The organism is Streptomyces sp. WI03-4A (assembly GCF_033792105.1).
GTDB classification, from domain to species: Bacteria; Actinomycetota; Actinomycetes; order Streptomycetales; family Streptomycetaceae; genus Streptomyces; species Streptomyces collinus_A.
In genome coordinates this window covers 198,564-224,054 of the sequence record NZ_JARAUO010000009.1, presented here as the reverse complement: position 1 = coordinate 224,054, position 25,491 = coordinate 198,564, and the positions used below count along the sequence as shown (strand labels likewise).

The 25,491-nt window shown below is 74.0% G+C and carries 25 protein-coding genes and 1 pseudogene; 12 read left to right on the top strand and 14 right to left on the bottom strand.

Annotated features, from left to right (window positions below; all coding sequences use genetic code 11):
• Positions 1-71: 71 nt before the first annotated feature.
• Positions 72-1,028: a helix-turn-helix transcriptional regulator gene (locus PV343_RS13280; protein WP_319147079.1), complete on the bottom strand. Its 957-nt coding sequence runs from the start codon at positions 1,026-1,028 to the stop codon at positions 72-74.
• A gap of 133 nt (positions 1,029-1,161) precedes the next feature.
• On the opposite strand from PV343_RS13280, the gene PV343_RS13275 reads away from it, so the two are divergent.
• Positions 1,162-1,497 carry an ANTAR domain-containing protein gene (locus tag PV343_RS13275; protein ID WP_319147078.1) on the top strand — a complete coding sequence of 112 codons (336 nt, stop codon included), beginning with the start codon at positions 1,162-1,164 and terminating at the stop codon, positions 1,495-1,497.
• A gap of 6 nt (positions 1,498-1,503) precedes the next feature.
• Here the strand turns inward: PV343_RS13275 and PV343_RS13270 are convergent, their stop codons facing one another.
• Positions 1,504-1,731, bottom strand: coding sequence for a hypothetical protein (locus tag PV343_RS13270; RefSeq protein WP_319147077.1), 228 nt, complete (start codon positions 1,729-1,731; stop codon positions 1,504-1,506).
• Between the two features lie 19 nt (positions 1,732-1,750).
• On the opposite strand from PV343_RS13270, the gene PV343_RS13265 reads away from it, so the two are divergent.
• The 3 genes from PV343_RS13265 (at position 1,751) to PV343_RS13255 (ending at position 5,002) form a co-directional block, all read left to right on the top strand.
• Positions 1,751-1,951: a hypothetical protein gene (locus PV343_RS13265; protein WP_319147076.1), complete on the top strand. Its 201-nt coding sequence runs from the start codon at positions 1,751-1,753 to the stop codon at positions 1,949-1,951.
• A 422-nt stretch (positions 1,952-2,373) separates the two neighbouring features.
• A complete protein-coding gene (locus PV343_RS13260) occupies positions 2,374-4,662 on the top strand; it encodes a catalase (RefSeq protein WP_319147075.1) in 2,289 nt (762 codons plus the stop codon).
• 100 nt (positions 4,663-4,762) lie between these two features.
• Complete coding sequence (locus PV343_RS13255; protein ID WP_319147074.1) at positions 4,763-5,002, top strand: chaplin; 240 nt, start codon at positions 4,763-4,765, stop codon at positions 5,000-5,002.
• 47 nt (positions 5,003-5,049) lie between these two features.
• On the opposite strand, the gene PV343_RS13250 is transcribed toward PV343_RS13255, so the two are convergent.
• From PV343_RS13250 to PV343_RS13220, 7 genes are all read right to left on the bottom strand, one after another.
• The gene (locus PV343_RS13250) at positions 5,050-6,759 is read right to left on the bottom strand and encodes a SpoIIE family protein phosphatase (RefSeq protein ID WP_319147073.1); all 1,710 of its coding nucleotides are present in this window, start codon (positions 6,757-6,759) and stop codon (positions 5,050-5,052) included.
• Positions 6,743-7,819 (bottom strand): SpoIIE family protein phosphatase, encoded by a 1,077-nt coding sequence (locus PV343_RS13245; RefSeq protein ID WP_319147072.1) that lies wholly within the window; start codon positions 7,817-7,819, stop codon positions 6,743-6,745. Before PV343_RS13245 ends, PV343_RS13250 begins: the two co-directional genes overlap by 17 nt.
• Positions 7,816-8,262 carry an anti-sigma regulatory factor gene (locus PV343_RS13240; protein WP_319147071.1) on the bottom strand — a complete coding sequence of 149 codons (447 nt, stop codon included), beginning with the start codon at positions 8,260-8,262 and terminating at the stop codon, positions 7,816-7,818. Before PV343_RS13240 ends, PV343_RS13245 begins: the two co-directional genes overlap by 4 nt.
• Positions 8,262-8,639 (bottom strand): STAS domain-containing protein, encoded by a 378-nt coding sequence (locus tag PV343_RS13235; protein ID WP_319147070.1) that lies wholly within the window; start codon positions 8,637-8,639, stop codon positions 8,262-8,264. The genes PV343_RS13240 and PV343_RS13235 overlap by 1 nt, the downstream gene beginning before the upstream one ends.
• On the bottom strand, positions 8,636-9,532 hold the full coding sequence (locus PV343_RS13230; protein WP_319147069.1) for an STAS domain-containing protein: 897 nt from the start codon (positions 9,530-9,532) through the stop codon (positions 8,636-8,638). Before PV343_RS13230 ends, PV343_RS13235 begins: the two co-directional genes overlap by 4 nt.
• 509 nt (positions 9,533-10,041) lie before the next feature.
• Positions 10,042-10,521 (bottom strand): SRPBCC family protein, encoded by a 480-nt coding sequence (locus PV343_RS13225; protein WP_319147068.1) that lies wholly within the window; start codon positions 10,519-10,521, stop codon positions 10,042-10,044.
• Positions 10,522-10,620: 99 nt separating this feature from the next.
• The gene (locus PV343_RS13220) at positions 10,621-11,817 is read right to left on the bottom strand and encodes an acyltransferase (protein ID WP_319147067.1); all 1,197 of its coding nucleotides are present in this window, start codon (positions 11,815-11,817) and stop codon (positions 10,621-10,623) included.
• A gap of 466 nt (positions 11,818-12,283) precedes the next feature.
• Between PV343_RS13220 and PV343_RS13215 the strand changes: the two genes are divergently transcribed.
• Positions 12,284-12,721, top strand: a complete 438-nt coding sequence (locus PV343_RS13215; protein WP_319147066.1) for a Fur family transcriptional regulator — start codon at positions 12,284-12,286, stop codon at positions 12,719-12,721.
• Positions 12,722-12,754: 33 nt separating this feature from the next.
• On the top strand, positions 12,755-14,977 hold the full coding sequence (gene katG, locus PV343_RS13210) for a catalase/peroxidase HPI (RefSeq protein ID WP_319147065.1): 2,223 nt from the start codon (positions 12,755-12,757) through the stop codon (positions 14,975-14,977).
• 116 nt (positions 14,978-15,093) lie between these two features.
• Here katG and PV343_RS13205 read toward each other — a convergent pair whose 3' ends face one another.
• Positions 15,094-15,660 carry a heme-binding protein gene (locus PV343_RS13205; RefSeq protein WP_319147064.1) on the bottom strand — a complete coding sequence of 189 codons (567 nt, stop codon included), beginning with the start codon at positions 15,658-15,660 and terminating at the stop codon, positions 15,094-15,096.
• Positions 15,661-15,900: 240 nt separating this feature from the next.
• Between PV343_RS13205 and PV343_RS13200 the strand changes: the two are divergent.
• Together PV343_RS13200 and PV343_RS13195 are read left to right on the top strand one after the other, a co-directional pair.
• Positions 15,901-16,210 (top strand): annotated as a pseudogene (locus tag PV343_RS13200) (sensor histidine kinase); the annotation flags it as partial.
• Between the two features lie 182 nt (positions 16,211-16,392).
• Positions 16,393-16,836 carry a universal stress protein gene (locus PV343_RS13195; RefSeq protein WP_319147063.1) on the top strand — a complete coding sequence of 148 codons (444 nt, stop codon included), beginning with the start codon at positions 16,393-16,395 and terminating at the stop codon, positions 16,834-16,836.
• 48 nt (positions 16,837-16,884) lie between these two features.
• Here the strand turns inward: PV343_RS13195 and PV343_RS13190 are convergent, their stop codons facing one another.
• Complete coding sequence (locus tag PV343_RS13190) at positions 16,885-17,589, bottom strand: response regulator transcription factor (protein ID WP_319147062.1); 705 nt, start codon at positions 17,587-17,589, stop codon at positions 16,885-16,887.
• 363 nt (positions 17,590-17,952) lie between these two features.
• Here PV343_RS13190 and PV343_RS13185 point away from each other — a divergent pair, with 363 nt between their 5' ends.
• Complete coding sequence (locus tag PV343_RS13185; protein WP_319147061.1) at positions 17,953-20,334, top strand: phosphoketolase; 2,382 nt, start codon at positions 17,953-17,955, stop codon at positions 20,332-20,334.
• 107 nt (positions 20,335-20,441) lie between these two features.
• Complete coding sequence (locus PV343_RS13180) at positions 20,442-20,789, top strand: STAS domain-containing protein (RefSeq protein WP_319147060.1); 348 nt, start codon at positions 20,442-20,444, stop codon at positions 20,787-20,789.
• Between the two features lie 44 nt (positions 20,790-20,833).
• Here PV343_RS13180 and PV343_RS13175 read toward each other — a convergent pair whose 3' ends face one another.
• The 3 genes from PV343_RS13175 to PV343_RS13165 all read right to left on the bottom strand — a co-directional run bounded on the left by PV343_RS13175 (position 20,834) and on the right by PV343_RS13165 (position 22,493).
• Positions 20,834-21,433, bottom strand: a complete 600-nt coding sequence (locus PV343_RS13175; protein WP_319147059.1) for a hypothetical protein — start codon at positions 21,431-21,433, stop codon at positions 20,834-20,836.
• Between the two features lie 36 nt (positions 21,434-21,469).
• Positions 21,470-21,892: an STAS domain-containing protein gene (locus PV343_RS13170; protein ID WP_415923491.1), complete on the bottom strand. Its 423-nt coding sequence runs from the start codon at positions 21,890-21,892 to the stop codon at positions 21,470-21,472.
• Positions 21,893-22,034: 142 nt separating this feature from the next.
• Complete coding sequence (locus tag PV343_RS13165) at positions 22,035-22,493, bottom strand: pyridoxamine 5'-phosphate oxidase family protein (protein ID WP_319147058.1); 459 nt, start codon at positions 22,491-22,493, stop codon at positions 22,035-22,037.
• Between the two features lie 320 nt (positions 22,494-22,813).
• Here PV343_RS13165 and PV343_RS13160 point away from each other — a divergent pair, with 320 nt between their 5' ends.
• Entirely contained in the window at positions 22,814-24,532 is a 1,719-nt protein-coding gene (locus PV343_RS13160; RefSeq protein WP_319147057.1) for a GAF domain-containing protein, read from the top strand.
• 317 nt (positions 24,533-24,849) lie between these two features.
• Complete coding sequence (locus PV343_RS13155) at positions 24,850-25,452, top strand: hypothetical protein (RefSeq protein ID WP_319147056.1); 603 nt, start codon at positions 24,850-24,852, stop codon at positions 25,450-25,452.
• Positions 25,453-25,491 lie beyond the last annotated feature (39 nt).

Here is a 25,491-nt window from a genome sequence, read left to right as displayed (position 1 = left end):
CCTGGTTCTGCTGGTTCCCCAGCGGGACCGTGTCCCCGGACGGAGCACCTCCGTCCGGGGACACACCCGTCTCAGCCGTCCGCCAGCGTCCGGTGCGGAGCCCGCCGGTAGGTCTTGCGGTACTCGGCGGCGAAACGGCCCGCGTGGTGGAAGCCCCAGCGCGCGGCGATCTCGGTGACCGTCGTCCCGCCGGCCGGGTCGGCGGCCACCAGGTCGTGATGGGCGTGCGCGAGACGGACCCGCCGCAGATGGGCGAGGGGGGTCGTGCCGAGATGGCGGCGGAACGCGTACTGCAGCGCCCGCACGGTGACATGCGCGGCCGCGGCGATCTCGGCGACCGTCACCGGCTGGTCGGCGTGGTCGTCGACGAAGGCCAGGGCGCGTCTCAGGGTCGCCGGGCGGGCGTCGCCGCGATCGGGGCCCGCCGGCTCGGTGAGCGCGGTGTTGGGGAACGTCGCCAGCACCGTCGCCGCCAGGTGCTGCGCGGCCGTGGAGGCGATCAGTGGCTGGTCGGCGACGGCGGGGTCGGCCAGCACGTGGTCGCGCAGGTGGGCGATCGCGTGGCTCAGGTAGCGGGCGGCGGCCGCCGAGTGCGGCCGGTGCCCGGTCAGCCGGACCGGCCCGTCGCCGTGCGGCCCGCCGGAGGCCACCTGGCCGAGCAGGGCCGGGTCGAGCATGGTGATGTTGTAGCGGGCGGCGCAGATCCGTCCCGAGTACGGCAGGTCCGGCGGAGCGAACATCACCACGTCACCGGGGCCGAAGGCGTCCTCCATCCCCGGGAACGAGTGGTCGCGCACGGTGCCGTCGTGCACGAGGCACAGGCAGATCCGGCCCAGCGGCGTCACCGAGTAGCTCATCTCGAAGTCCAGATCGAGCTCGTCGACGCTGACGCAGGGCACGCCGTTGCGCACGATGCGGGCCCGGCCGGCGCCGGGCGCGCTGCTGCCGATGCTCATCCTGGCGTAGGCGCGGCTGAGGAAGTCCTCGGTCACGGCCAGGTCGGCACTGTCGAAGGTGAGCGTCTCCATGAGGGGCGCATGCCCGCGAAGGGGCCCGAGATAGCGAGGCTGACCAGGTGTTTTTCGTAATCTGTACCATCGCGAGCCAGGCTGTTCGCGTATCGGCTTTCCACGACTGAGCGCAGCACGGAGGCTGCCCGACATGACCGGACCGTACGTGGACCCCGACCCGCTCACCACCCTGCAGGAGGAGGTGGGCCAGCTGCGCCGGGCCATGGCCTCGCACGCGCTCATCGACCAGGCCATCGGCGTGGTCATCACCGTGGGGAGCCTGCACCCCGAGCACGGCTGGGTGGTCCTGCGCCACATCTCGCAGCACACCAACATCAAGCTGCGCGAGGTCGCGCACTGGCTGGTGCAGTGGCCCGCCACGGGCCGGCTGCCCGAGCGGATCCGCGAGGCGCTGCCCGCCGCGGTGGACCACGCCCGCGGCGCCGCCACGACCACCCCCGCGGACCAGGACACCCCGACCGCCTGAGGCACCTCACACCGGTCGGCGGTGCCCGTCCCAGGCACGGCCGCGCAGCCCCGCGTCCCGCAGCACGTCCCCGGCCGTGCAGGCGAGCGGCTCCCCGACCGCCTCCAGCACCCGCCGGGCCCGCTCCGAAGCGGCGGCCGCGGCGAACCCCGACCCCAGGTGGACGCGGGGGGTGGGCGGGCTCAGGTCGATCCCGGCGCGGGTCAGGGGGCCGGCGAAGTGCTCGCACAGCACCTCGCTGTCGCGGAAGTGCTTGGCCGCCCCCGGGGTGCTGGAACGGGAGCAGGCCGTCCCGCCGCGCGAGGCGTTCTTCGCCGAGGCCGAACACGTGCCCGGCGAGGTCATCACGGCGGAGGTGCTGGACCGCCTGCGCAGCGGTGTCGGGCACGGCTTCCTGATCTCCGACTCGGCGGACCCGGCGCTGAAGACCCTGCGCGTCGTCGCACGCCCCTGACCGGCGGTGTCCGACCTGCGCGGCCCCGGTGCACCGCCTAGGGTGTCGAGTGCGGGCGCGCATGGCGGCCCGCCACCGGGTCAAGAAACCGGCCCTGCTGCGAACCCTCCGTCGGCAGGGGGCCGTTGACCCCGCCCGCTGGTCTCCGGGTCCGGGCGCACACGTCCGAAAGGCCGGCCGCACCGCCAAGGTGTGGTGTCCCGGCCCGACTTCACCCCACGGGGAAATGCCATGCGATCCCCGGTTTCGGATGCCCCGGCCCGGGGACCTCGGTGTGAGGACCCACGTCCGACCGATTCGACCGCACATGATCCGATACGGACGCATGCGCGCGTACCACCGCAGGCGCCCGTCCCCGTGTGCCGCGAACCCGCCTCGCCCGTACGGGGGCAACCCTCGTGACCAGTGAAGGAATGGTAGTGATGAGTGAGACCAACCCCCTCAAGCGTGCGGCGGAGAAGGTCGCCCACGCCGTGCAGGGCGAGGACGGCGCGTACGGGGCCCCGAAGGACGGCATCCCCGGCAGGCCGGCTCCCGAGTCACCGCCGGTCGCCGAGCCGACCGAGCCGCGCGACCCGCTGCCCCCCAAGCCCGACCAGTCCGGCCCGGCCACCGTCTCGCCCACCGGACAGCCGACCGGCGCCGACCAGGCACGGATGGCCCAGAGCGGCAGCTATCTCACCAACGCCCAGGGCACCCGGCTGTACGACACCGACCACTCGCTGAAGGCGGGCCCCCGCGGACCGGTGCTCCTCCAGGACCACCATCTGCGGGAGAAGGTGATGCACTTCGACCACGAGCGCATCCCGGAGCGCGCGGTGCACGCGCGCGGCGCCGGAGCGCACGGTGTGTTCCGCAGCTACGGCACCGCGGCCGGTGTGACCAGGGCGGCGTTCCTCGCGGAGGACGTCGAGACACCCGTCTTCGTGCGCTTCTCCACCGTGCTGGGCTCCCGGGGCTCCTCCGACACGGTCCGGGACACCCGGGGCTTCGCCACGAAGTTCTACACCAGCGAGGGCGTCTTCGACCTGGTCGGTAACAACATGCCGGTGTTCTTCATCCAGGACGCGATCAAGTTCCCGGACGTCGTCCACGCGGCGAAGCCGCACCCGGACCGGGAGATCCCGCAGGCACAGAGCGCCCACGACACCTTCTGGGACTTCGTCACCCTGCACACCGAGGCCACCCACCACACCCTGTGGAACATGTCCGACCGGGGCATCCCGCGGTCCTTCCGCATGATGGAGGGCTTCGGCGTCCACACCTTCCGGCTGGTCGACGCCGAGGGCGGCACGACGCTGGTGAAGTTCCACTGGAAGCCGAAGCTCGGCGTGCACTCCCTGGTGTGGGAAGAGGCCCAGATCGTCAACGGCGTCGACCCGGACTTCCACCGCCGTGACCTCGCCGACGCCATCGAGGCCGGCGCCTACCCGGAGTGGGAGTTCGGTATCCAGACCTTCCCCGACACCCCCGACCAGACCTTCGAGGGCATCGACCTGCTGGACCCGACCAACCTCGTGCCCGAGGAACTGGCCCCGGTGCAGCCCATCGGGCTGCTCACCCTGAACCGGAACCCGTCGAACTTCTTCGCCGAGACCGAGCAGGTCGCCTTCCACCCGGGTCACCTGGTGCCGGGCATCGACATCACCGACGACCCGCTGCTGTCCGGCCGTCTCTTCTCCTACCTGGACACCCAGATCACCCGTCTCGGCGGCCCCAACTTCGCCCAGATCCCGATCAACCGGCCGCAGGCGCCCGTCAACGACATGCTGCGCGACGGCATGCACCAGACGGCGGTGCACCGCGGGGTGGCGCCCTACCGCCCCAACTCCCTGGACGGCGGCTGCCCGTTCACGGCCGGCGCCGACACCGGCGCGTTCGTCGAGGCGCCGGTGCGGGTGCCGGAGGCGACGAAGGTCCGGGAGGCACCGGCGTCGTTCGACGACCACTTCAGCCAGCCGCGCCGGTTCTGGCTGAGCATGAGCCCGGTCGAGCGCGAGCACATCATCGGCGCGTACTCCTTCGAACTCGCGAAGTGCTACGAACCGGCCATCAGGGAACGGGCGCTGGGGGTCCTCGCCAACATCGACCCGGAGCTGTGCGCGGGCGTCGCGGACGGCCTCGGCCTGCCCGCACCCGAGCCCACCGTCCCCCTCGCCGACGTCGAGCCGAGCCCGGCCCTGTCCCAGGTCGGCCGCACCTGGCCCACCGAAGGACGGGTCATCGGCATCATCACCGGCCCCGACGGCGACCTGGACGGCGCACGGGCCGTACGGCAGGAGATCCTGGACGCCGGCATGGTCCCGCTGGTCATCGCACCGGCCGGCGGCACCCTCGGCTCGGGCGCGGACGCCCTGGCCGTCCAGCGCACCTACGCCACCGCGCGCTCCGTCGAGTACGACGCCCTGCTGCTGGCCGGCCCGGCCGGGGTGGGCGTCGACGCCTACGGTGCCCGGGACGCCAAGGCGGGACTGCCCGCCGCCCGGCAGGCGACCCCGGACCCGCGGGTGGGGCTGCTGCTGAACGAGGCGTACCGGCACGGCAAGGCCATCGGCGCGGCCAAGGGCGGCGAGGAGGTCCTGGAGGCCGCCGGCATCCCGTCGGACGCCCCCGGGGTGATCGTCGCCGACAGCGTGTCGACCGCCCTCCAGCAGGCCGCCTCGCTGCTCGGCGCCCACCGGGTCTGGGAACGGTTCCCCGCCGCCACCTGAACGGGGCAACTGCCCGGCCCGGACGGCGTACCAGGACAGGCGGCCGGTGTCCGCTGCCGTTGTGATGAGAGGGTCCTTTCGTCAACCAGTGAGGCAACTCATGCGCAAGCGCAGCTTCGTCACCACGGCAGTTCTCGCGGGTGCCCTCGCGATGGCGGGCACCACGACCGCCTTCGCGGCCGACCCGAACCCCGTAGGCGCCGCCGCCAACAGCCCGGGCGTCCTCTCCGGCAACGTCGTCCAGGTGCCGGTCGACCTCGGCCTGAACCTGTGCGGCGACACCATCGACGTGATCGGGCTGCTGAACCCGGCCGGCGGCAGCTCCTGCACGAACGGCTGACGCCACCGTGGGCCGGCCCCCCGACGCGGGGGCCGGCCCACGGCCGTTCAGGACGCGGGCGCGGGATCCGGCGGCGCGGCCGTCGTACGGCAGAGCAACAGGCAGACGTCGTCGTCGTGTTCGGAGTCGTGCAGCATCGGCTTCAGCAGCGAGTCGGCCGCCGTGTCCAGGTCCTCCAGCTCCACCGACCCCAGCGCCCCCACGGCCTGCGCGAGGCGCTCGATCCCCGCGTCGATCCCGGCCGCCCGCCGCTCCACCAGGCCGTCCGTGTACAGCGCCAGGGTGGACCCCGCGGGCAGTTCGACCGTGTTCTCCTCGTACTCGTAGGCCAGCGGCACGCCCAGCATGATCCCCGGCTTGACCTCCAGCACCCGCACGGCGCCGTCCGGCTCGCGCACGACGGCGGGCGGATGCCCGGCGGCGGCCCACACCAGGGTGGGATCGCCCGGCGTGAAACGGGCGATCGCGCAGGTCGCGTACAGCTCCGGCTGCTGGTGGCGGAGCATCCGGTGCAGCAGGGTCAGGATGCGCGCGGGTCCGTTGCCCTCGACGGCGTACGCGCGCAGGGCGGTGCGCAACTGCCCCATGATGACGGCCGCGCGCAGCCCGTGCCCCGTGACGTCCCCTATCACCGCGAGCACACTGCCGTCGGGCTGCGGGAAGGCGTCGTACCAGTCGCCGCCGATGTTCAGGCCGCGGGTCGCCGGCAGATAGCGGGCGGCCAGCGCCAGGTCCGGTGTGCTGGGCAGGTCGGTGAGCTGGGCTTGCTGCAACTCCCTGGCCACATCCCGGTGCTGTTCGTACTGGCGGGCGTTGTCCAGCGCGATGCCCGCCCGCCGGGCGAGTTCCAGCAGCATCACGGTGGTGTCCGGGTCGAAACGGTCACCGGGCGCGGACAGGGTCAGTACCCCCTGCACCGTGCGGGCGCCGAGCGGGATGCACAGCAGCGGCCGCCCGGGGGAGAGGGCGGACGGCGGCGCGTCGTCCACGCCGGGCAGTTCGCCGGGGTGGGCCGCCGCGTGCTGGGGGCGCCCGGTGCGGGCCGCGGTCACCGTGGCGGCGGCGCGGCCGTCGGCGGAGGCGCGTTCGTCCTCGGCCAGCCAGAGGTCCACGTGCTCGGCGTAGTCGGGGACGAGCAGGTCGGGCAGCCGGTGCACGATGTCCTCGTGGTCCAGTGAGGCGTTGAGGGCGGCGCTCGCGTTGGTCAGGAAGGTGAGCAGCCGGCGGGCCCGCTCCGCCGCGGCCCGTGCGCTCCGCTCGGCCTCGAGCAGTTCGCGCTGGGCCCGCGCGGCCGCCTCCAGTTCGGCGTGCAGCGCGAGGACGCCCTGGTTGGTCTGGTGCAGCTCCTCGCGGTGGAAGCTGACCAGTTCCTCCCTCTCGCTCAGGCTCTCCAGCACGGCGGCCGCGTCCTCGTCGGCGTCCAGGAGCGCCTCGGCGAGTTCGGTGCCGTCCAGGCCGGCGGGGTCGGGCAGCGGCCGGGGCAGGGGAGCGGGGCAGACGAGCGTCCGCAGCCACGGCTCCGGGCGGTCCGGCTGCCGTACGCAGACGTGCAGTCGCCGCTCCCGGTCGGCGACGACGCCGACCTGCGCGCCGCCCGCGGCCACGCTGTCGCGCACGCGACCGGTGAACGCGGTGAGGAAACGGGCGCGTTCGAGCGCGGGCACGCCGGCGTCCGCCGTGAGCCGCGCCAGCAGGGCTCGGGCGCGGGCCGCGTCGGCGGTCGAGGCGATGGTCCAGATGTCAGAGGCGGCTGTCATGGGTGCTGGTCCGGCGGTCGGGGGCCAGTACGGCCACGCTGGTGTCGTCGCGTACGGGGCGGGCGGGACTGCCGGCGTCGCGCAGGACCGTCGCGGCCACCACCGTCGGATCACGGGTGAGCAGGCGGGGGTCGTCGGGCGGCGACCAGCGGCTCGGCAGCCCGTCGCTGTGCAGGACGAGCAGGCTGTCCGGCCCCCACGGCGCCCGGCGCAGCGGAACCTGCGCCGGGAAGTACGCGCCGACGATGCCCGGGTGGGAGACGAGGGGCGTCCAGCCGTCCGCCGAGCGCAGCCGTGCGCCGATGTTGCCGACCCCGGCGAAGCGGAGTTCCCGCCGGTCGGTGTCCGCCTGTGCCACCGCGACCGCCGCTCCGCGGGTGCGGCGCAGCGTGTCGTTCAGGCGGCGCAGTATCTCCACCGGCGGCAGGTGCGCGGCGCGGCGCAGCTCCTCGACCGCGGCGGTGGAGGCGTGCGCGGCCTTGCCGCCGTGGCCGAGGCCGTCGGCGAGCAACAGCGTCAGCAGGGGACCCGACCGGGCCCAGCCCCAGGCGTCGCCGGAATCCGCCGCCTGCCCCAGCGCGAGGGTGATCCCGCCGACCGTCAGCACGTCGTCCGCCGCCGCCGCCGAGCGCCGGACCGGCTCCCGGTCGACCCGGGCCGTCGCCACCGTGCCCCGGCCCGGCGCGCTGTACAGCCGGAAGTGGTTCGCTATCCGCCGGCAACTGCCCAGGCCGGCGCCGAGGGACGCCTCGACGGTGCTGTACCCGTCGCGCAGCGCCGCGCCGACGTCGGCCATGCCCGGCCCGTGGTCGAGCGAGCACAGCTGCACCGACGGCGCGCCGGCGGCCTTGTCGGCGGCCGGGCCGTCCACGAGGTTCAGCACCATGCGGCCTCCGCCCGCGTGCTTGAGCAGATTGGTCGCCAGCTCGGTGCCGACCAGCTCGGCGGCCGCCGTGCGGTCCCGGTCCAGGGCCGCGAGGGCGCTCGCCTCCCGTGCCGCGACCCGGACGTCCCGCACCCGCGTCGAGTCGTGCACCGGGATCTCCCAGACCCGGCTCATCGCACCCCCGGGCGGGAGGAGGGCACATGGGTGACCCAGGCGACGGCCGTGACCGTGGTGCCCCGGCCCGGTTCGGTGTCCACGGCGAACTCGTGCACCAGCCGCTTCGCGCCGCTCAGCCCCAGTCCGAGGCCGCCCCCGGAGGTGTAGCCGTCGCTCATCGCGAGGTCGAGGTCGCGGATGCCCGGGCCGTCGTCGGTGAACCTCATCCGCAGCCCCCGGGCGCGGCCGTCGTCCAGGGGAGTGATCTCCGCCCGGCCGCCGCCGCCGTGCACCAGGGTGTTGCGGGCCAGCTCGCTGGCCGCGGTGACCAGCTTGGTCTGCTGCACCAGACCGAAGCCGAGCCGCGCCGCGCACTGCCGCACCTGCTGCCGGACCCAGGCCAGATCCGCGTCCGAGCCGATGGGCAGGCTGGTCGCGGACGCGTGGCCGGATGCCTGCATCACGTTCCCCCCGAGGACAGCAGTTCCAGGGCGCGGTCGACGTCGAGGGCGGTCACCAGCCCGGGCAGCGTGAGCCCCAGCTCGACCAGCGTGATCGCCACGGCCGGCCGCATGCCCGCGATCACCGTACGGGCCGCGAGCAGCCGGGCCATCGAGGCGATCTCGCCGAGTACCCGCCCGAGGAACGAGTCGACCATGTCCACACCGGAGATGTCGATCACCACCCCCGTGACGCCGCTGGCGGAGACACGGCTGGTGAGGTCGTGCTGGAGCTGTTCGGCCAGGCCGTCGTGCAGCTCGCCCTGCAGCGACACGAGCAGGATGTCGCCCAGGGCCAGCACGGGCACCTGGGCCGGTCCGGTGAGCGGTTGGTTCACCGGGCGCTCGCAGCGGCGTCCGCGCGGGCCGTGACCTCGATGCCCTGCCGGCCCAGCGCGTAGGCGAGCGCGTCCGCCAGCGAGGCACGGGTGACGACGGTCCCGAGGTCGATGCCGAGCTGCACGATCGTCTGCGCGATCGCCGGCCGGATACCGGAGACGATGCACTCGGCCCCCATCAGCCGGGCCGCGGCCACGGTCTTCATCAGGTGCTGCGCGACGAGCGAGTCGACCGTGGGCACACCGGTGATGTCCAGGATGGCGTACCGCGCCCGCTGGTCGACGATCGCCTCCAGCAGGGACTCCATGACCACCTGGCTGCGCGCGCTGTCCAGGGTCCCGATCAGCGGGACGGCGACGGTCCCCTCCCACAGGCTGATGACCGGCGTGGCCGCTTCGATCAGCTGCAGCCGCTGCCGCTCGATCAGGTCCTCGCCCTCGCTGAGCGTCGTCTCCATGACCACCAGGCGCAGGGTGCCCATGATCAGGGTCAGGGTGAGCACGCACTCCTGCGCCTCGGCGCCGTGGGGATCGGGGAACTCCCGGCGCAGCAGCTCGACCGCGGGTTCGCGCAGCGCGGCCACCTCGTCGGCGATCTGCGCCGGGGTGGACCCGGTGCGGGCCCGGGTCGCCGCCATCCGGCCCAGCTGCTCGCGCACGGTGGTGAAGCCGGGAGCGCCGATGTGCTCCGGCCGTCCGCTCACCGCGACGTCGGAGAGCGCGTCCACGACGGCCTTGCACGCCTCGACCGCCTCGTCGCGGGAGACGGTGAAGACCGAACGGAACAAGGGCGCGTCCGCCCAGCGCTGGGCGATCTGCTCCCGCCGCCGCTCCAGGAAGGAGCTCACCAACCGCGCCGCCGATCCGGTCGCGTCCTGCTCCGGCACGTACATCCTCTCCCTTCCAACGACCCCCAGGTCCGCCGCCGGACGGCCGGCCCGGGGCCGGTCAATGCCGTCCGGTCACGGCAACCGCGAGGCTCTGACCGGTCCAAAATCCGTCCCCGCCAAGGGAGTTGTCCCTGGCCGGCCGGGCCTGACGCGCACCGGAGGGCTCGACCGGCCGCACCGGCCGTCAAGCCCTCCGTGTCGCAGGCCCGGTGCGCGGGCGGCGCGCGGCCCGGGTGGTCCGGCTGCGCGCCGCCCGGCGACGGCCGGGCTCCGCGGCACGGTGCGTACGGGCGGACGACGGCGCGGTGGGCGGGAGCAGGGTTCTGCTCCCGCCCACCGGGACGCGTCGGCCGGGCCTTCGCGCATGGTCGCCACGGCTCCCTCACTGCGTCGACGGCGCCCGGCGGTTCAGGCCGCCGGGCGGGTTCCGCAGAGCCGTCTACCCCGGATCGGCACGGGCTCTCCTCGCTGTTGTGCATGTCACCCGGGAGTGCGACGGGTCGGACGACGGGTCAGTGCAGTCCGGCGCCGTCCGGGCCGCCGACCTCGCCGCGCCACGTCCCGGTCTCCCGGCCGCCGCGCTGCTCGATGAAGTCCTTGAACCGCCGCAGGTCGCCGGAGACCCGGCGCTTGACGAGGCCGAGCTTGTCGCCGACGTTCTCGGCGAGCCCCTCGGGTTCGAACTCCAGTTGCAGCATGACCTTCGTGGTGGAGTCGTCGATGCGGTGGAAGGTGACCACCCCGGCCTGCCGCGCCTCACCGTCCACGGTGGTCCACGCCACCCGCTCGTCGGGCCGCTGTTCGGTGATGGCGGCGTCGAACTCCCGCCGGACCCCGCCGACGTTGGTCACCCAGTGGGTCAGCGTGTCCGTGCGCTGCTCGATGCGCTCGACCCCTTCCATGAACCGGGGGAAGGTCTCGAACTGGGTCCACTGGTTGTACGCGGTGTGCACGGGGACGTCGACCCGCACGGACTCCTCGACCTGGGACATGGGTTCCGCCTCTCGTCGTCGGTGGTGTGAGAGGTCCGGGTTCCTGTCCGCGGGCATGTCATGCACGCGGTTCGGCCGTGGGTCCGGCGGGCCGCCGGGTCACTCGGGCGGTACGGCCGCGACCGCGGGGCACGCGGGGGCCGGCTCCCTCGGCGGGTCGGCGGGCCTGCCGCCGGTGCGGCGGCGGCGCAGCAGCAGGCGTCGCGCCGGGCTCTCCACCGCCTCGTACAGGAGCCACGACAGGGCGAGCGACAGGGTGAAGGCGACGGCGGTGACCGCCAGGCCCGCCGCCACCCCGAAGTGCGGCTTGGTGCCCAGCAACTGGGTGCCGGTCCGCAGCACCAGCAGGTGGATCATGTAGAAGGCGAACGACAGTTCGCCCAGCCGCACCAGCCGCCGGTGCCGCCACAACGACGGCAGCCCGTGCAGGTCGGCGACGGCCGCCGCCGGGATGAGCAGGGTGAACCCGAGGAGGGTGCAGACGGTGGCGGGGTAGCCCGGGGTGACCTGGGGCACGAAAAAGTAACCGATGACCGCCAGGGCCAGCGAGGCCTCCAGACCGGGTCCGCGCCACCGGCCGAGCAGCACCAGCCGGGCGGTGACCGCGCCGAGCACGAACTCGGGGAGGCGGGCGGCGGGCAGGGCGTAGACCGTCTGGCTCCACCAGTGGTGGGCGTCCGCCCAGGCCAGGACCAGCACCGCGGCGGCCGAGAGCGCGCCGAGCGCCGTCGCGCCCCGGGCGCCGAGCCGGCGCAGCACCAGGATCAGCAGCGGGAAGACCGCGTAGAAGAACGCCTCGCAGGCCAGCGACCAGCTCACCGGGTTCAGGGTCTGCCACCAGGGGCGCCACCAGGAGTGCACCAGCAGGGCGTTGGCCAGCGCCTGCGAGGGCGCCGGCCTCGGCTGGCGGGCCAGCGTGTACGCCATGAGGAACGCGACGCCGAGGGTGACCAGGTGCACCGGGTAGATCCGCGCCACGCGCCGCCGCCAGAAGGCGAGGGCGCGGTCATGGGGCCGCGCGGACCAGGTCAGCACGAAACCGGAGAGCACGAAGAAGAACGACACCCCGGTGGCGCCGGCGCCGAAGCCCCAGAACACGATGCGTCCGGCACCCCCGCCGAAGTAGCCGAAGTTGTTCACGTGCAGCCCGAACACGAGCAGCGCCGCCATCCACCGAAGCCCCGTGAGGGACGGCAGGGAGGTCATGGCGGCGGGCGTGGGGGAGCTGGACGAGGGGTGGTCCGTGCCGGTTCGTGCGAGCGGCGTCCGGGTCTCCCGGGTCGTCGCCGTCGTCATCCGATCACCTGCCGCTGGAGGTTCGCGTGGGGCATGAGGGGGAACGTTGCCCGTTCCCCCTGTCTCAATCACCTCTCGTAGCGAACGTCACACGGCTGCCGAACGACAGGACCCGCGCTGTGCCACGGACGGCGGGACGGGGTGCACCCGCACGGGTGAGGCCGCCCGGCGCGAACGCGCGGCGGCCGGCAGGGGTGGCGGCGCGGGGGCGGCGAGGGGGCGGCGCGGGGGCGGCGAGGGGGCGGAGCGGGGGGCGGGCTCACCCGTTCGGTGGACCCCGCGGCTCGGCGTTCCGACCGGGCGGCCGCGCGGCCGGATGATGCGTCCGTGCCCGGGCGCCAGGGGGCCGCGCCGGTCCCGCGGGGCCGGGTGTCGCGCGGGCGAACGGCGGCCGACCGCGGAAGGCCAGAATTGCATCATTCGTTTTCTTGAACCCTTCGTGTTTATGAGGGTAGGTTCCTGGGTCATGACCGGATCCCAGATCCCGACCACCGCCGAGGAGCTGCGCGGTGCCGGACTGCGCGTGACGGCGGCCCGCGTAGCGCTGCTGGAGACCGTCCGGGACGGTGACCACCTCGGCGTCGAGGCGATCGCTGCCGGGGTCCGCGACCGCGTGGGTCACATCTCCCTGCAAGCCGTCTACGAGGCCCTGCACGCCCTCACCGCAGCGGGCCTCATACGCCGTATCGAGCCGGCCGGGAGTCCCGCCCGGTTCGAGGGGCGGGTCGGCGACAACCACCACCACGTCGTGTGCCGAGATTGCGGTGCCCTCGCCGACGTGGACTGTGCGGTAGGCGACGCACCCTGCCTGACCGCCTCCGACGACCGCGGCTTCTCGATCGACGAGGCCGAGGTCGTCTACTGGGGCACCTGCCCCGACTGTTCCACCGGCCGCAGTTCCTGAGCACCGAGTTCCGCACAGTTCGGAAGGATTGCCATGACTGAGAACCACGACGCGATCGTCACTGACGCGAAGGCGGAGGGAAGCGGCGGCTGCCCCGTCGCGCACGACCGTGCCCCGCACCCCACCCAGGGCGGCGGCAACCGCCAGTGGTGGCCGGAGCGGCTCAACCTGAAGATCCTGGCCAAGAACCCGGCCGTGGCCAATCCGCTGGGCGAGGAGTTCGACTACGCCGAGGCGTTCGGCCGGCTCGACCTGGCGGCCGTGAAACAGGACATCGCCGAGGTGCTCACCACCTCGCAGGACTGGTGGCCCGCCGACTTCGGCAACTACGGCCCGCTGATGATCCGCATGGCGTGGCACAGCGCGGGCACCTACCGCATCAGCGACGGCCGCGGCGGCGCCGGCGCCGGCCAGCAGCGCTTCGCCCCGCTGAACAGCTGGCCCGACAACGGCAACCTCGACAAGGCCCGCCGCCTGCTGTGGCCGGTCAAGAAGAAATACGGCCAGAACATCTCCTGGGCCGACCTGCTGGTCCTCACCGGCAACGTCGCGCTGGAGCAGATGGGCTTCGAGACCTTCGGCTTCGGCGGCGGCCGCGCCGACGTCTGGGAGGCCGAGGAGGACGTCTACTGGGGCCCCGAGACCACCTGGCTGGACGACCGCCGCTACACCGGCGACCGCGAGCTGGAGAACCCGCTCGGCGCGGTGCAGATGGGCCTGATCTACGTCAACCCGGAGGGCCCGAACGGCAACCCGGACCCGATCGCGGCGGCCCGCGACATCCGTGAGACGTTCCGCCGCATGGCGATGAACGACGAGGAGACCGTCGCCCTGATCGCCGGCGGCCACACCTTCGGCAAGACCCACGGCGCCGGCCCCGCCGACCACGTGGGCGCCGACCCCGAGGCCGCCACCATGGAGGAGCAGGGCCTGGGCTGGCGCAGCACCTACAACACGGGTGTCGGCAAGGACGCCATCACCTCCGGTCTCGAGGTCATCTGGACCACGACCCCGACCCAGTGGAGCAACGGCTTCTTCAAGAACCTCTTCGAGTACGAGTACGAACTCACCCAGAGCCCGGCCGACGCCAACCAGTGGGTGGCGAAGGACGCCCCGGAGAACGTCCCGGACGCGTTCGACCCGGAGAAGAAGCACCGCCCGCGCATGCTGACCACCGACCTGTCGCTGCGCTACGACCCGATCTACGAGCCGATCTCCCGCCGGTTCTACGAGAACCCGGAGGAGTTCGCGGACGCCTTCGCCCGCGCCTGGTACAAGCTCACCCACCGCGACATGGGCCCGAAGTCGCTGTACCTCGGCCCGGAGGTCCCGGCGGAGACCCTGCTGTGGCAGGACCCGCTGCCCGAGCGCGAGGGCGAGCTGATCGACTCCGCCGACGTCGCGGCCCTCAAGACCAAGCTGCTGGAGTCGGGCCTCACCGTCTCCCAGCTCGTCTCCACCGCCTGGGCGTCCGCCTCGACCTTCCGCGGCAGCGACAAGCGCGGCGGTGCCAACGGCGCCCGCGTCCGCCTCGCCCCGCAGAGCGGCTGGGAGGTCAACGACCCCGACGAGCTCGCCCAGGTGCTGCGCGTCCTCGAGGGCGTCCAGCGGGACTTCAACGCCGCCTCCGGCGCCAAGAAGGTCTCCATGGCCGACCTCATCGTCCTCGGCGGCGCCGCCGCCGTGGAGAAGGCCGCCAAGGAAGCGGGCTTCGAGGTCCAGGTGCCCTTCACCGCGGGCCGTGTGGACGCCACCGAGGAGCACACCGACGCCGAGTCCTTCGAGGCGCTGGAGCCGGTCGCCGACGGCTTCCGCAACTACCTCGGCAAGGGCAACCGCCTGCCGGCCGAGTACCTGCTGCTCGACCGGGCCAACCTGCTCACCCTGAGCGCCCCGGAGATGACCGTCCTGGTCGGCGGCCTGCGCGTCCTCGGCGCCAATCACCAGGGTTCGCAGCTCGGTGTCCTCACCCGGACGCCCGGTGTCCTCACCAACGACTACTTCGTCAACCTGCTCGACCTGGGCACGACGTGGAAGGCGACCAGCGAGGACCAGACCGCGTTCGAGGGCCGCGACGCCGCCACCGGCGAGCTGAAGTGGGCCGGCAGCCGTGCCGACCTGGTCTTCGGCTCGAACTCCGAGCTGCGCGCGCTCGCCGAGGTGTACGCCTCGGACGACGCCAAGGAGAAGTTCGTCAAGGACTTCGTCGCCGCGTGGGACAAGGTCATGAACCTGGACCGGTTCGACCTGGTCTGATCCACCGGCCGGCAGCGTCCGGGTCCGCCCTCGCGGGGGCGGGCCCGGACGCATTGCTGTCCGGCCCGAGTCCCCCGCGCCGGGCAGGACCGGCGGGGGCAGCGCGGGCCCGGGCGTCAGTGGCCGAGCGTCGCCCCTCCGGCCTGCGCGTACTTCTCGTCCAGGTCGCCCGACGGGGCGCCCGCGACGCCGATGCCCGCGACCGGGGCGCCCTGGGCGGTCACCGGGGCACCGCCGGCGAGGAACAGCGTGCCCGGGATGTCCTTCAGGGTCGGCGCCTGCGCCAGCCGCCCGGCCAGCTCCGAGGTGGGCGCGTTCCAGGACACCGCCGTGAACGCCTTGCGCTCGGCGGACTCGTACGACTGCGGGCCCGCGCCGTCGCCGCGCAGGGTGACCAGGGTGTTGCCGTCGCGGTCGACGACGGCCACGGAGACGTGCCGGCCCTCCTTCTCCGCGGCGCGCACCGCGGCGCGGGCCGCCTCGGTGGCGGCGTCCAGGGTCAGGTGCGTGCTCCGGGTCAGGTCACCTTCCCGCGCGGCGACGGGGGCGGCGGCCGGGGTGGTCCCGGACGAGTCGGCGGCGTTGGCGGCGACCGTACCGACGACGCCCGCGCCGACGACGGCCAGGGCGGCACCGCCCACGAGGACACGGGTACGACGGGACGGCTTCTTGCGGCTTGACATGATGAACGGCCTTCCTGTGGCGTCGAGAGGGGCGCAATCGCTCCCGGTACCGATCCTGGGCCCGGTTCCGGCCGTCTCCCGTCGCCGGACCGGCTGCCTCGGGGGTCATCCGATCGGATGACCCCCGGCCCGCGGGACCAGGCAACAATGGAAGGTGTTTGCCCAGTTCAGCGCGGTCACAGGGAGGTGAGGGCGGTGCCGGGAACCGTACGCGACGACACCCGCGCCCTCACCGTCGTCATGCACCCGGCGTTCTTCGTGCTGCTCGGCGCGTCCCTCGCCCGGCACGCCGAGGGGCCCCCACACCCCGTGGATCGTCGCCCTGTCCACGCTGCTGGCCCTGCTCTACGTGCTCGGTGTCCTCCGTGTGCCCGGCGTCTCCGCCGTTCCCGGCATCGCGTCCGGCACCCGCCCCACCCGCCGCCGGACGGTCTGGCTGGGCCTGGTCGTCGCCGTCTGGGCGCTGCTGGTCGTGCTCGCCCCGAGCTTCGCCTGGTGCGCGGTCCCGCTGTTCTACACCGGCCTGCGCACCCTGCCGCCGCGCGCCGCGCCAAGGAGCAGCGGCTGCTGCCCTGAGCCGGCCGCCCCGTCCCGTCCACGCCCCCCGCCCCGCCTCCGTCATGCCCCCGGAGGCCCATCTGTGGCGCGCGGGCCCGGCCTCGCGCAGCGTGGAGGCGAAGGGCGCCGGTCGGACGGCGGGAGCGCCGCGGGAGAGCGGGAGAGGTGGAGCGCATGGACAGGGACGTCTCCGAGCCGAGGGTCGTGGTCGGCGTGGACGGGTCGGACTCCTCGTACGCGGCGGTGCGCTGGGCCGTGCGGTACGCCGCGCTCCTCGGCGGCGTCGTGGACGCGGTCACCGTGTGGGAGCTGCCCGGTCTGTACGGCTGGTCGGCGCCCGCGGTGGACACGGACGTCGACGAGGACGAGGCACGGCAGATGATGCGCCAGGAACTCACCGACGTGCTGGGCGCGGAGACGGCCGGGGCGGTCCGGGCGCACGTGGTGCACGGCAACGCGGCGGAGGTCCTGCTGCGCTCCGCCGAGGGGGCCGAAGCGGTGGTGGTCGGCAGCCGGGGCAGAGGCGGGTTCGCCCGCGCCCTGCTCGGGTCCGTCAGCCAGCACGTCTCCCAGCACGCGGCGTGCCCGGTCGTCATCGTCCGGACCGAAGGGACCTGATCCGGGGCCCGTCGCGACCCCACCGCCACCGCCCGCTGCGGGCGGTCCTCACCGCTCCGGGCGCTCCGCCGTGCCGGGGCCGCCAAGCTGGGAGGCGAGGACCGCGGCCTGCACCCGGCGCCTGACGCCCAGCTTGGCCAGGAGCCGGGAGATGTGGTTCTTCACGGTCTTCTCCGACAGGTACAGCCGCGTGCCGATCTCGCGGTTGGTCAGCCCGTCGCCGATCAGCGCCAGGATGTCCCGCTCCCGGGGCGACAGCGCCGCCGACGCGGCCGGATCCGGCGGGGGCACGGGCGGGGTCTCGGCCCGCAGCGCGCGCATGAGGCGGGCCGTCGTCGCCGGGTCCAGCATCGACTGCCCGGAGGCGACCGTGCGGACCGCCGTCACCAGGTCCGCGCCCTTGACCTGCTTCAGCACATAGCCGGCGGCCCCTGCCATGATCGCGTCGAGCAGGGCGTCCTCGTCGTCGAACGAGGTCAGCATCAGACAGGCCAGCCCGGGCAGCCGGCCGCGCAGCTCCCGGCAGACGGTGATGCCGTCGCCGTCCGGCAGGCGCACGTCGAGCACCGCCACGTCCGGGCGCAGGGCGGGGCCGCGGGCGAGCGCGTGCCCCGCGGTGTCCGCGTCACCCACGACGGTGATGTCCGGTTCGGCGTCGAGCAGGTCGGCCAGGCCCCGGCGGACGACTTCGTGGTCGTCGAGCAGGAACACCCGGATGGGGTCCCGTTCGGTGAAGGTGCGCGTCGGCGCCATGGCGGCCTCCCGTGCCCCGTCCGGGACGGGGCGTGGACTGTGCGTCCCCCAGGCCGATCATCGCCCTCCGACGCCGGATGCACCAGGCCGGCCGCTCCCGGCCGCTCGCGCACCCCGGGCCGCGGTGCGTCCGCCCGGCCCGCGCCCCGACCCCGCCCGCGTCCTGCGGCTCGCCCGCGGACCAGCGGGCCACGGGATGGGCCGGATGGCCCCTGTACCGCCACCGCCGCGCCCTCCAGGCTGGAACCGCGTCGCGGGCCCGGGCGGCACGTGCATCGCCCCGTGCTCGCGCCGACGATAACGGACATCGTGTGACGTAACGTACCTGATTACCGGCAATCGAAGACGACTGACGGAGTTCCCATGTCCCTGGACGCCCCGCAGGACGCCACCGCACTGACCGACGAGGACGTGCGCGTGCTGGACGCGCACTGGCGTGCCGCCAACTACCTGTCCGTCGGCCAGATCTACCTGATGGCCAACCCGCTGCTCACCGAACCGCTCCGGACCGAGCACATCAAGCCGCGGCTGCTCGGCCACTGGGGCACCTCGCCCGGGCTGAACCTCGTGTACACGCACCTCAACCGTGTGATCAAGGCGCGCGGGCTCGACGCGCTGTGCGTCTGGGGGCCGGGGCACGGCGGACCGGCGGTGGTCGCCAACTCCTGGCTGGAGGGCACCTACAGCGAGACCTACCCCGACGTCTCCCGGGACGCGGCCGGTATGGAACGGCTGTTCCGGCAGTTCTCCTTCCCGGGCGGCGTGCCCAGTCACGTGGCGCCGGAGACCCCGGGCTCGATCCACGAGGGCGGTGAACTCGGCTACTCGCTCGCCCACGCCTACGGCGCCGCCTTCGACAATCCCGGGCTGCTGGTCGCCTGCGTGATCGGCGACGGAGAGGCGGAGACCGGGCCGCTGGCCACCTCCTGGCACTCCAACAAGTTCCTGGACCCCGTCCACGACGGGGCGGTCCTGCCGATCCTCCACCTCAACGGCTACAAGATCGCCAACCCGACCGTGCTCTCCCGGCTGCCCGAGGACGAACTCGACGCCCTGCTGCGCGGATACGGCCACGAACCCCTGCACGTCACCGGTGACGACCCGGCCGAGGTGCACCGGGCCATGGCCGCCGCCATGGACCGGGCACTGGACCACATCGCGCGGATCCAGCGCGCCGCCCGCGAGGACGGCACCACCGAGCGCGCCCACTGGCCGGTGATCGTCCTGCGCACCCCGAAGGGGTGGACCGGACCCGCCGAGGTGGACGGCACACCCGTCGAGGGCACCTGGCGCGCCCACCAGGTCCCGCTCGCGGGCGTGCGGGAGAACCCCCAGCACCTGCGCCAACTGGAGGAGTGGCTGCGTTCCTACCGGCCCGAGGAGCTGTTCGGCTCCGACGGGCGGCCGCACCCGGACGTGCTCGCCGCCGTCCCCGCCGGAACAGGTCGGCTCGGCGCCACCCCGCACGCCAACGGCGGCCTGCTCGTCCGCGACCTGCCCGTACCCCCGCTCGAGTCCTTCGCGGTCCCCGTCGACAAGCCGGGCGCCACGCTGCACGAACCCACCCGGGTGCTCGGCGGGCTGCTCGAACGGGTCATGCGGGACACCGCGGCCGGGCGGAACTTCCGCCTCGTCGGGCCGGACGAGACCGCCTCCAACCGGCTGCAGGCCGTCTTCGACGCCAGCGGCAAGGCGTGGCAGGCCGCCACCCTCCCGGTCGACGAGCACCTGGACCGGCACGGCCGGGTCCTGGAGATCCTGTCCGAACACCTCTGCCAGGGCTGGCTGGAGGGCTACCTGCTGACCGGCCGGCACGGACTGTTCTCCTGCTACGAGGCGTTCGTGCACATCGTCGACTCCATGGTCAACCAGCACATCAAGTGGCTGAAGACCTCCCGCGGACTGTCCTGGCGGGCTCCCGTCCCCTCGCTCAACTACCTGCTCACCTCGCACGTGTGGCGCCAGGACCACAACGGCTTCTCGCACCAGGACCCCGGGTTCGTCGACCACGTCCTGAACAAGAGCCCGGAGGTGGTGCGCGTCTACCTGCCGCCGGACGCCAACACCCTGCTGTGCGTGACCGACCACGTGCTGCGCAGCCGCGACTACGTCAACGTGGTCGTGGCGGGCAAGCAGCCGTGCTTCGACTGGCTCTCCCTGGACCAGGCCCGGGTCCACTGCGCGCGCGGAGCCGGCATCTGGGACTGGGCCGGCACCGAGAACGGCGGCGAACCCGACGTGGTCCTCGCCTGCGCCGGCGACGTCCCCACCCAGGAGGTGCTGGCCGCCGCGCAGTTGCTGCGCAGGTTCCTGCCCGACGTGGCGGTGCGGGTGGTCAACGTGGTCGACATGACACGGCTGCTCACGCACGAGGAGCACCCGCACGGGATGAGCGACTTCGAGTACGACGGCCTGTTCACCGTGGGCAAGCCGGTGATCTTCGCCTACCACGGCTATCCGTGGCTGGTCCACCGCCTCGCCTACCGCCGCACCGGGCACGGGAACCTGCATGTGCGCGGCTACAAGGAGTCCGGCACCACCACCACGCCGTTCGACATGGTGGTGCGCAACGACCTCGACCGCTACCGGCTCGTGATGGACGTCATCGACCGCGTGCCCGGTCTCGCGGTGCGCGCCGCCGCCGTGCGCCAGGCCATGGTGGACGCGAGGACCCGCCACCACGACTGGATCCGCGCCCACGGCACCGACCTGCCCGAGGTCGCGGACTGGACCTGGAACAGCTGAACGTACCCGGCGGGCGGGGCCGGTGGCGCACACTTTGTCGCGGGTGTTCCGGTCACCGTTCGCCGGAGCGATTGGCTTCCCTGCGGATGTGGTGTGAAGATGGCGCGATGTCCGCCGCCTTCGAGACGAAAGTGCACGTCACTCGCTATGAGCAGGTTCTGGTGATCACGGTGCGCGGGGAGCTTGACCACGACGACGCCGAGGCCGTCGACGACGCCTTCGCGGCGGCGGACGATGCCGGGCTGCCCACCACAGCGGTGGACCTGTCCCGGGTCACGTTCGCCGACAGCACGCTCCTCAACGCGCTCCTCGACACCCGGCGCCGCCACGCGGCGGACGGCCGGGAACTGGTGCTGCTCGGCCCACTCCAGCCGGCGGTCACCCGTCTCCTGACCGTCACCGGCACGATCGCCCACTTCACCATCGCCGGCACCGGACCGTCCCCCTCCAGCTGACGGCGGTGCGGCGCCGGGCCGGAGCCCGGCCCCCGTCCCGGGAGTCAGCTCGTGCGGTGGCCCCAGTGCGGGCCCACCCGCTCCCACTCCCGGTCCCAGCGGGTCAGGCGGCGGCGGTCCAGGTGGGCCCGGGCGACGGCTCCGGCGAGGCAGGCGGGAGCGGCGACGGCCAGGGCGGCCGCGGCACCGAACAGGCCGGCCTGCACCACGCCGTCCGCACCGCCCGTCGGCCGGCCGGCGGCGATACGGCCGTGCCCGTCCTGCCAGACCACCACCCGCGCGCCGGCCCGCAGCCCGCTGTCCACGGGCGCCCGCCCGGTACGGGACGTGCCGTCGGGCGCGGTCCAGCGCAGGGGCACCCAGACCCGGCCGCCGGACGACCAGGCCGCCGAGGTGCCGCCGGGCGCGTCGGCCAGCAGGACGGCCCGGACCTGGCTCCGGTCGGCGCGCTGGTGGGCGAACTCGGCCCCGGCGGCACGGGCGGTCACCACCGCGGCCGCCGCCGAGCCGATCACCACGACGAGCCAGACGGCCAGGACGACCCACGCCTCCAGGATGTCCTCGCGCCGCCGCAGCGGGTTCTTCCGCCACCGCCACAGCACGCCGCCGCGCCGTCCGCGCCGTCCCTTCCCGGTCCTCGTCACGCGGTGTCTCCTCCCGCCGTGCGGCCCCGTCAGCGGTCAGGCGGCGCCCTCGGTGTCCGGCTCGCCGTGGTGCGGGAGCCGTGGGATCACCTCGAAGACGTCGGACAGCCCGGTGACGCGCAGGACCCGCAGGAATCTCGAACTGTCGGCGACCAGCCGCAGCCGGCCCCGCCGGGCCAGCGCCCGGTTGCGGGCCCGGCACAGCACGCCGAGTCCGGTGCAGTCGATGAAGGCGACCGGCCGCAGATCGAGCACCAGGTCGGGGCACGGATGCGCGGTGAGCGCGTCCAGCCGCTCCGACAGCGCGGTCGCGGTCAGCACGTCGATCTCGCCGTGCAGCGGCACGACGGTCGCTCCGCCGGGCGCCCGGCCCCCGGCCTGCGGCGCCAACGCCGTGCCGTCCTCGGCCACGAACCCCATCTGGCACTCGGACATGGGTCTCGCGTGGTTCTCGGACATGTCACCAAGCCAACCGGGGGCGTCGGGGTCCCGATAGGGCCGTTCGGCCCCCGTCCCGGGACCGTCCAGGACACATCCGCCGTGGACACCCCGTCGCACCGCGTGGGCCGTGAGCCGTGGGCCGTGAGCCGTGGGCGGTGGCTCAGCCGGAGCCCGCCGCCGGGCCGCCGGCCTCGGTCAGCAGTACCCCCGTGACCAGGTCGGGGCGGATGCGCACCGCGTGGTCCATGCCCTGCTGCGGCGCCCAGGGTTCCAGCAGCCCCCGGATGCGGGTCAGTTCCTCGGGGTCGGTGACCAGCCGGGCGTACCCCGTGACCACGACGCTCCAGCCCAGGTGCGTGTCGGGGTCGATCGCGTCCGCCTCGTAGGCGACGACGACCCCGGCGCCCCCGGCCTGCTGGGCCTGCGAGGTCAGGGCCGCCCCCTCGTGGGTGCGGATGACGATGTCGCCGCCGTCCAGCACGTGGTTGACCGGGCGGACCGTGGGCAGCGCCTGCCGGGTGAAGACGAGCCTGCCCAGAGGCACGCCGGCCAGCAGACGCAACGCCTCGACGCGGTCGAGGTCCACACGCCTGCGGGTCGGGACGTCGTTACGGATCATGGCTGGCTTCTTCGGACGTGAGTGTCGCTCGCCCCGCGCCGCGTGTCGCGTCGCCGCGGCCGCACCGGCGGTACGAGCCGTACGGACGGAGCGACACCGCGGGGGATCGGTGCCGCTCCTTGGACCCACTGTGTCGCAACGGCGCGCCGTACCCCCAGGGCCGTTCGGCCCTTGACGCGGGGCCGTCGGACCCTCGCGCCGGATTGCGCCCCGACGGCGGCGCGGGCGACGCGGCGTGTACCGCCCCTCGCCGCCGACCGATACCGTGGCAGATGACCCGCCGGTTCGGAACCACGTGCCGACGGGCGCTGGAGGTCGTGGTGAGCGGTGCCCCGGAGCCCCGGGTACGACTGCCGCAGCTCAGGCTGGACGAGCTGCTGGAGGAGTTGCAGGCACGGCTCGACGCGGCCCGGGGAACCCGGGACCGGGTGCACAGCCTGCTGGAGGCCGTGCTCTCCGTGGGCCGGGAACTCCACCTGGAGCAGGCCCTGCACGCCATCGTGGACGCGGCGGCCGTCCTCGTGGACGCCGAGTACGCCGCCCTCGGCGTCATCGGCCCGGACGGCAGGACCCTGTCGGCGTTCCACACGGTGGGGGTGTCGCAGGAGCGGATCGCGGAGATCGGGCCGTTTCCGGAGGGGCACGGGATCCTGGGTGAGCTGATCCGGCGTCCCGAGCCGTTGCGGCTGGCGAAGTTGTCGGAGCATCCGGCGTCGTACGGTTTTCCTGCCCACCATCCGCCGATGAGCAGCTTTCTGGGTGTGCCGATCCGGGTGCGGGAGCAGGTGTTCGGGAACCTGTACCTGACGGAGAAGCGCGGGGGCGCGCTGTTCGACGAGGACGACGAGGCGGTGCTGTCGACGCTGGCGGTGGCGGCGGGGGTGGCGATCGACAACGCCCGGCTGTACGAGGAGTCCCGGCTGCGCGAACGCTGGCTGCGCGCGAACGCCGAGATCACGCACAGCCTGATGTCCGGCAGCGCCCGCACCGAGGTCCTCGACCTGATCGCCGAACAGGCCCGCGAGATCACGGGCTCGGCACTGGCCGCGGTCGCCATGCCGCTGGCGGACGGCGGGTCGCTCGACGTGGAGATCGCCGTCGGGCTGGACGCGGACGCGCACCGGGGTCTCGTCCTGCCCCTGCACGACACGCTGATGGGCCTGGCGTTCACCGCAGCCGCCCCGGTCACCAGCGACGACGTCACCCGGGACGGGCGGATCTCGCCCGAACCCCCGCGCTTCCAGGGCCTCGGCCCCGCCGTCGCCGTCCCGGTCGGCACCGGCGCGGGCGGCCTGCGGGGCGTATTGCTGCTGGCCCGGGAGACCGGCCGGGCGCTCTTCTCCGGCAGGGAGACGGAGATGCTGCTGGCCTTCGCCGCGCAGGCCGCCGTGGCCATGGAACTGGCGGAGCGGCGCGCGGACGCCGAGCAGATCGCGCTGCTGGAGGACCGCGACCGGATCGCCCGGGACCTGCACGACCTCGCCATCCAGCGGCTGTTCGCCACCGGGATGACCCTGCAGAGCGCCGGCCGCTTCATCGAGCACGAGGGGGCCGCCGAGCGGGTGCTGCGGGCCGTGGACGACCTCGACGACACCATCAAGATCATCAGATCCGCGATCTTCGGACTGCGGGCCCGTGAGGGCGCCGCGGGCGGCGGACTGCGGTCCAGGGCCGTCCGGGTCGCCGACGAGGCCACGCCGGTGCTGGGCTTCGCGCCCGGCCTGCGGATGGAGGGCCTGCTCGACACCGACGTGCCCCACGACGTCGCCGACCACGTGGTGGCCGTGCTCTCCGAGGCCCTCACCAACGTGGCCCGGCACGCCCACGCCGACCGGGCCGACGTCCTGCTGACCACCGACGGCCGCGAGGTCCGGCTCAGGGTCACGGACGACGGTGTCGGCATCCCGGCCGAGGGCCGGCGCGGCGGTCTCGCCAACATGGCCGAGCGGGCCGCGCAACTCGGCGGACGGTTCGACGTGGCCGTTCCCACCGGCGGCGGCGCGACGCTGGAATGGTCGGTCCCGTTGCCGGGCTGCTAGGTCGTGTGGGCGCAACGCCTCCCGGGCGCGCCGCCCGGGAGATCCGGCGGGCGCCGTACGGCTCCTTGTCACCCACACGGCGGACGTCCGGATCGGGGTGCACGATGGAGTCGTGACGCATTCGGGCCGGCCCCACGCGGTGGCTCCGGTGCCGGTCACGACCCGCCCGGCGCGGGCCGCGGCCGGCGCGGCGGACGTGCGGCGGGCACGGCCCGGCCCGCGCCGTCACCCGGGATCTCGGCCCGGACCTTCGGGACGCCGACCGGGCCCGCACCCCCCGACGGGCGGCCGCCGGCACGCGAGAGGAGGCGGCGACCATGGCAGGGACACCTTCCACGACGGTCGCGCGGGTGCGGATGTGGCGCTGGCGGCGCAACCCCCTCAGGCGCCACAGCGACGTCGTCGAGGCCTGGATCGTGCTCGTCACCTGGATCCTCGCCGTGCTGGGCGGAGTCCTCGCGGGCCAGGCGGCGGCCGGCTCCATGGACGCGGCCTTCTCCGCCCGCAGGGCCCAGGTGCACGCCGTGTCCGCCGTTCTCACCGACGGCGCCGCGAGGACACCGACCGCCGGCAGCGGCTACGACGACGGCCGGGTGTGGGCGCCCGTGCGGTGGACGTCCGCGAACGGCGCCGTGCACACCGACCGGGCGAAGGTGTTCCCCGGCGCCCCCGCGGGCAGCACGGTCACCGTCTGGACCGACGGCACCGGCCGGCTGGTCTCGGCGCCCGCGACACCGGCCGAGGCGATGCTGCAGACGGTGCTGGCGGGCGTGCTCGTCGCCCAGGCCGCCGGCACGTTCGTCTGGGCCGGCGGCCGTCTGGTGCGCGCCCGGCTCGTCCGCAGGCGGCTGACGGAGTGGGGCGAGGAGTGGAAGCGGGTCGGGCCCGAGTGGCGCAACCTCAGCGGGGGCAGGGGCTGACCACCCCGGGAACGGGCCGGCCGCCGGGCCCCCGGGAGC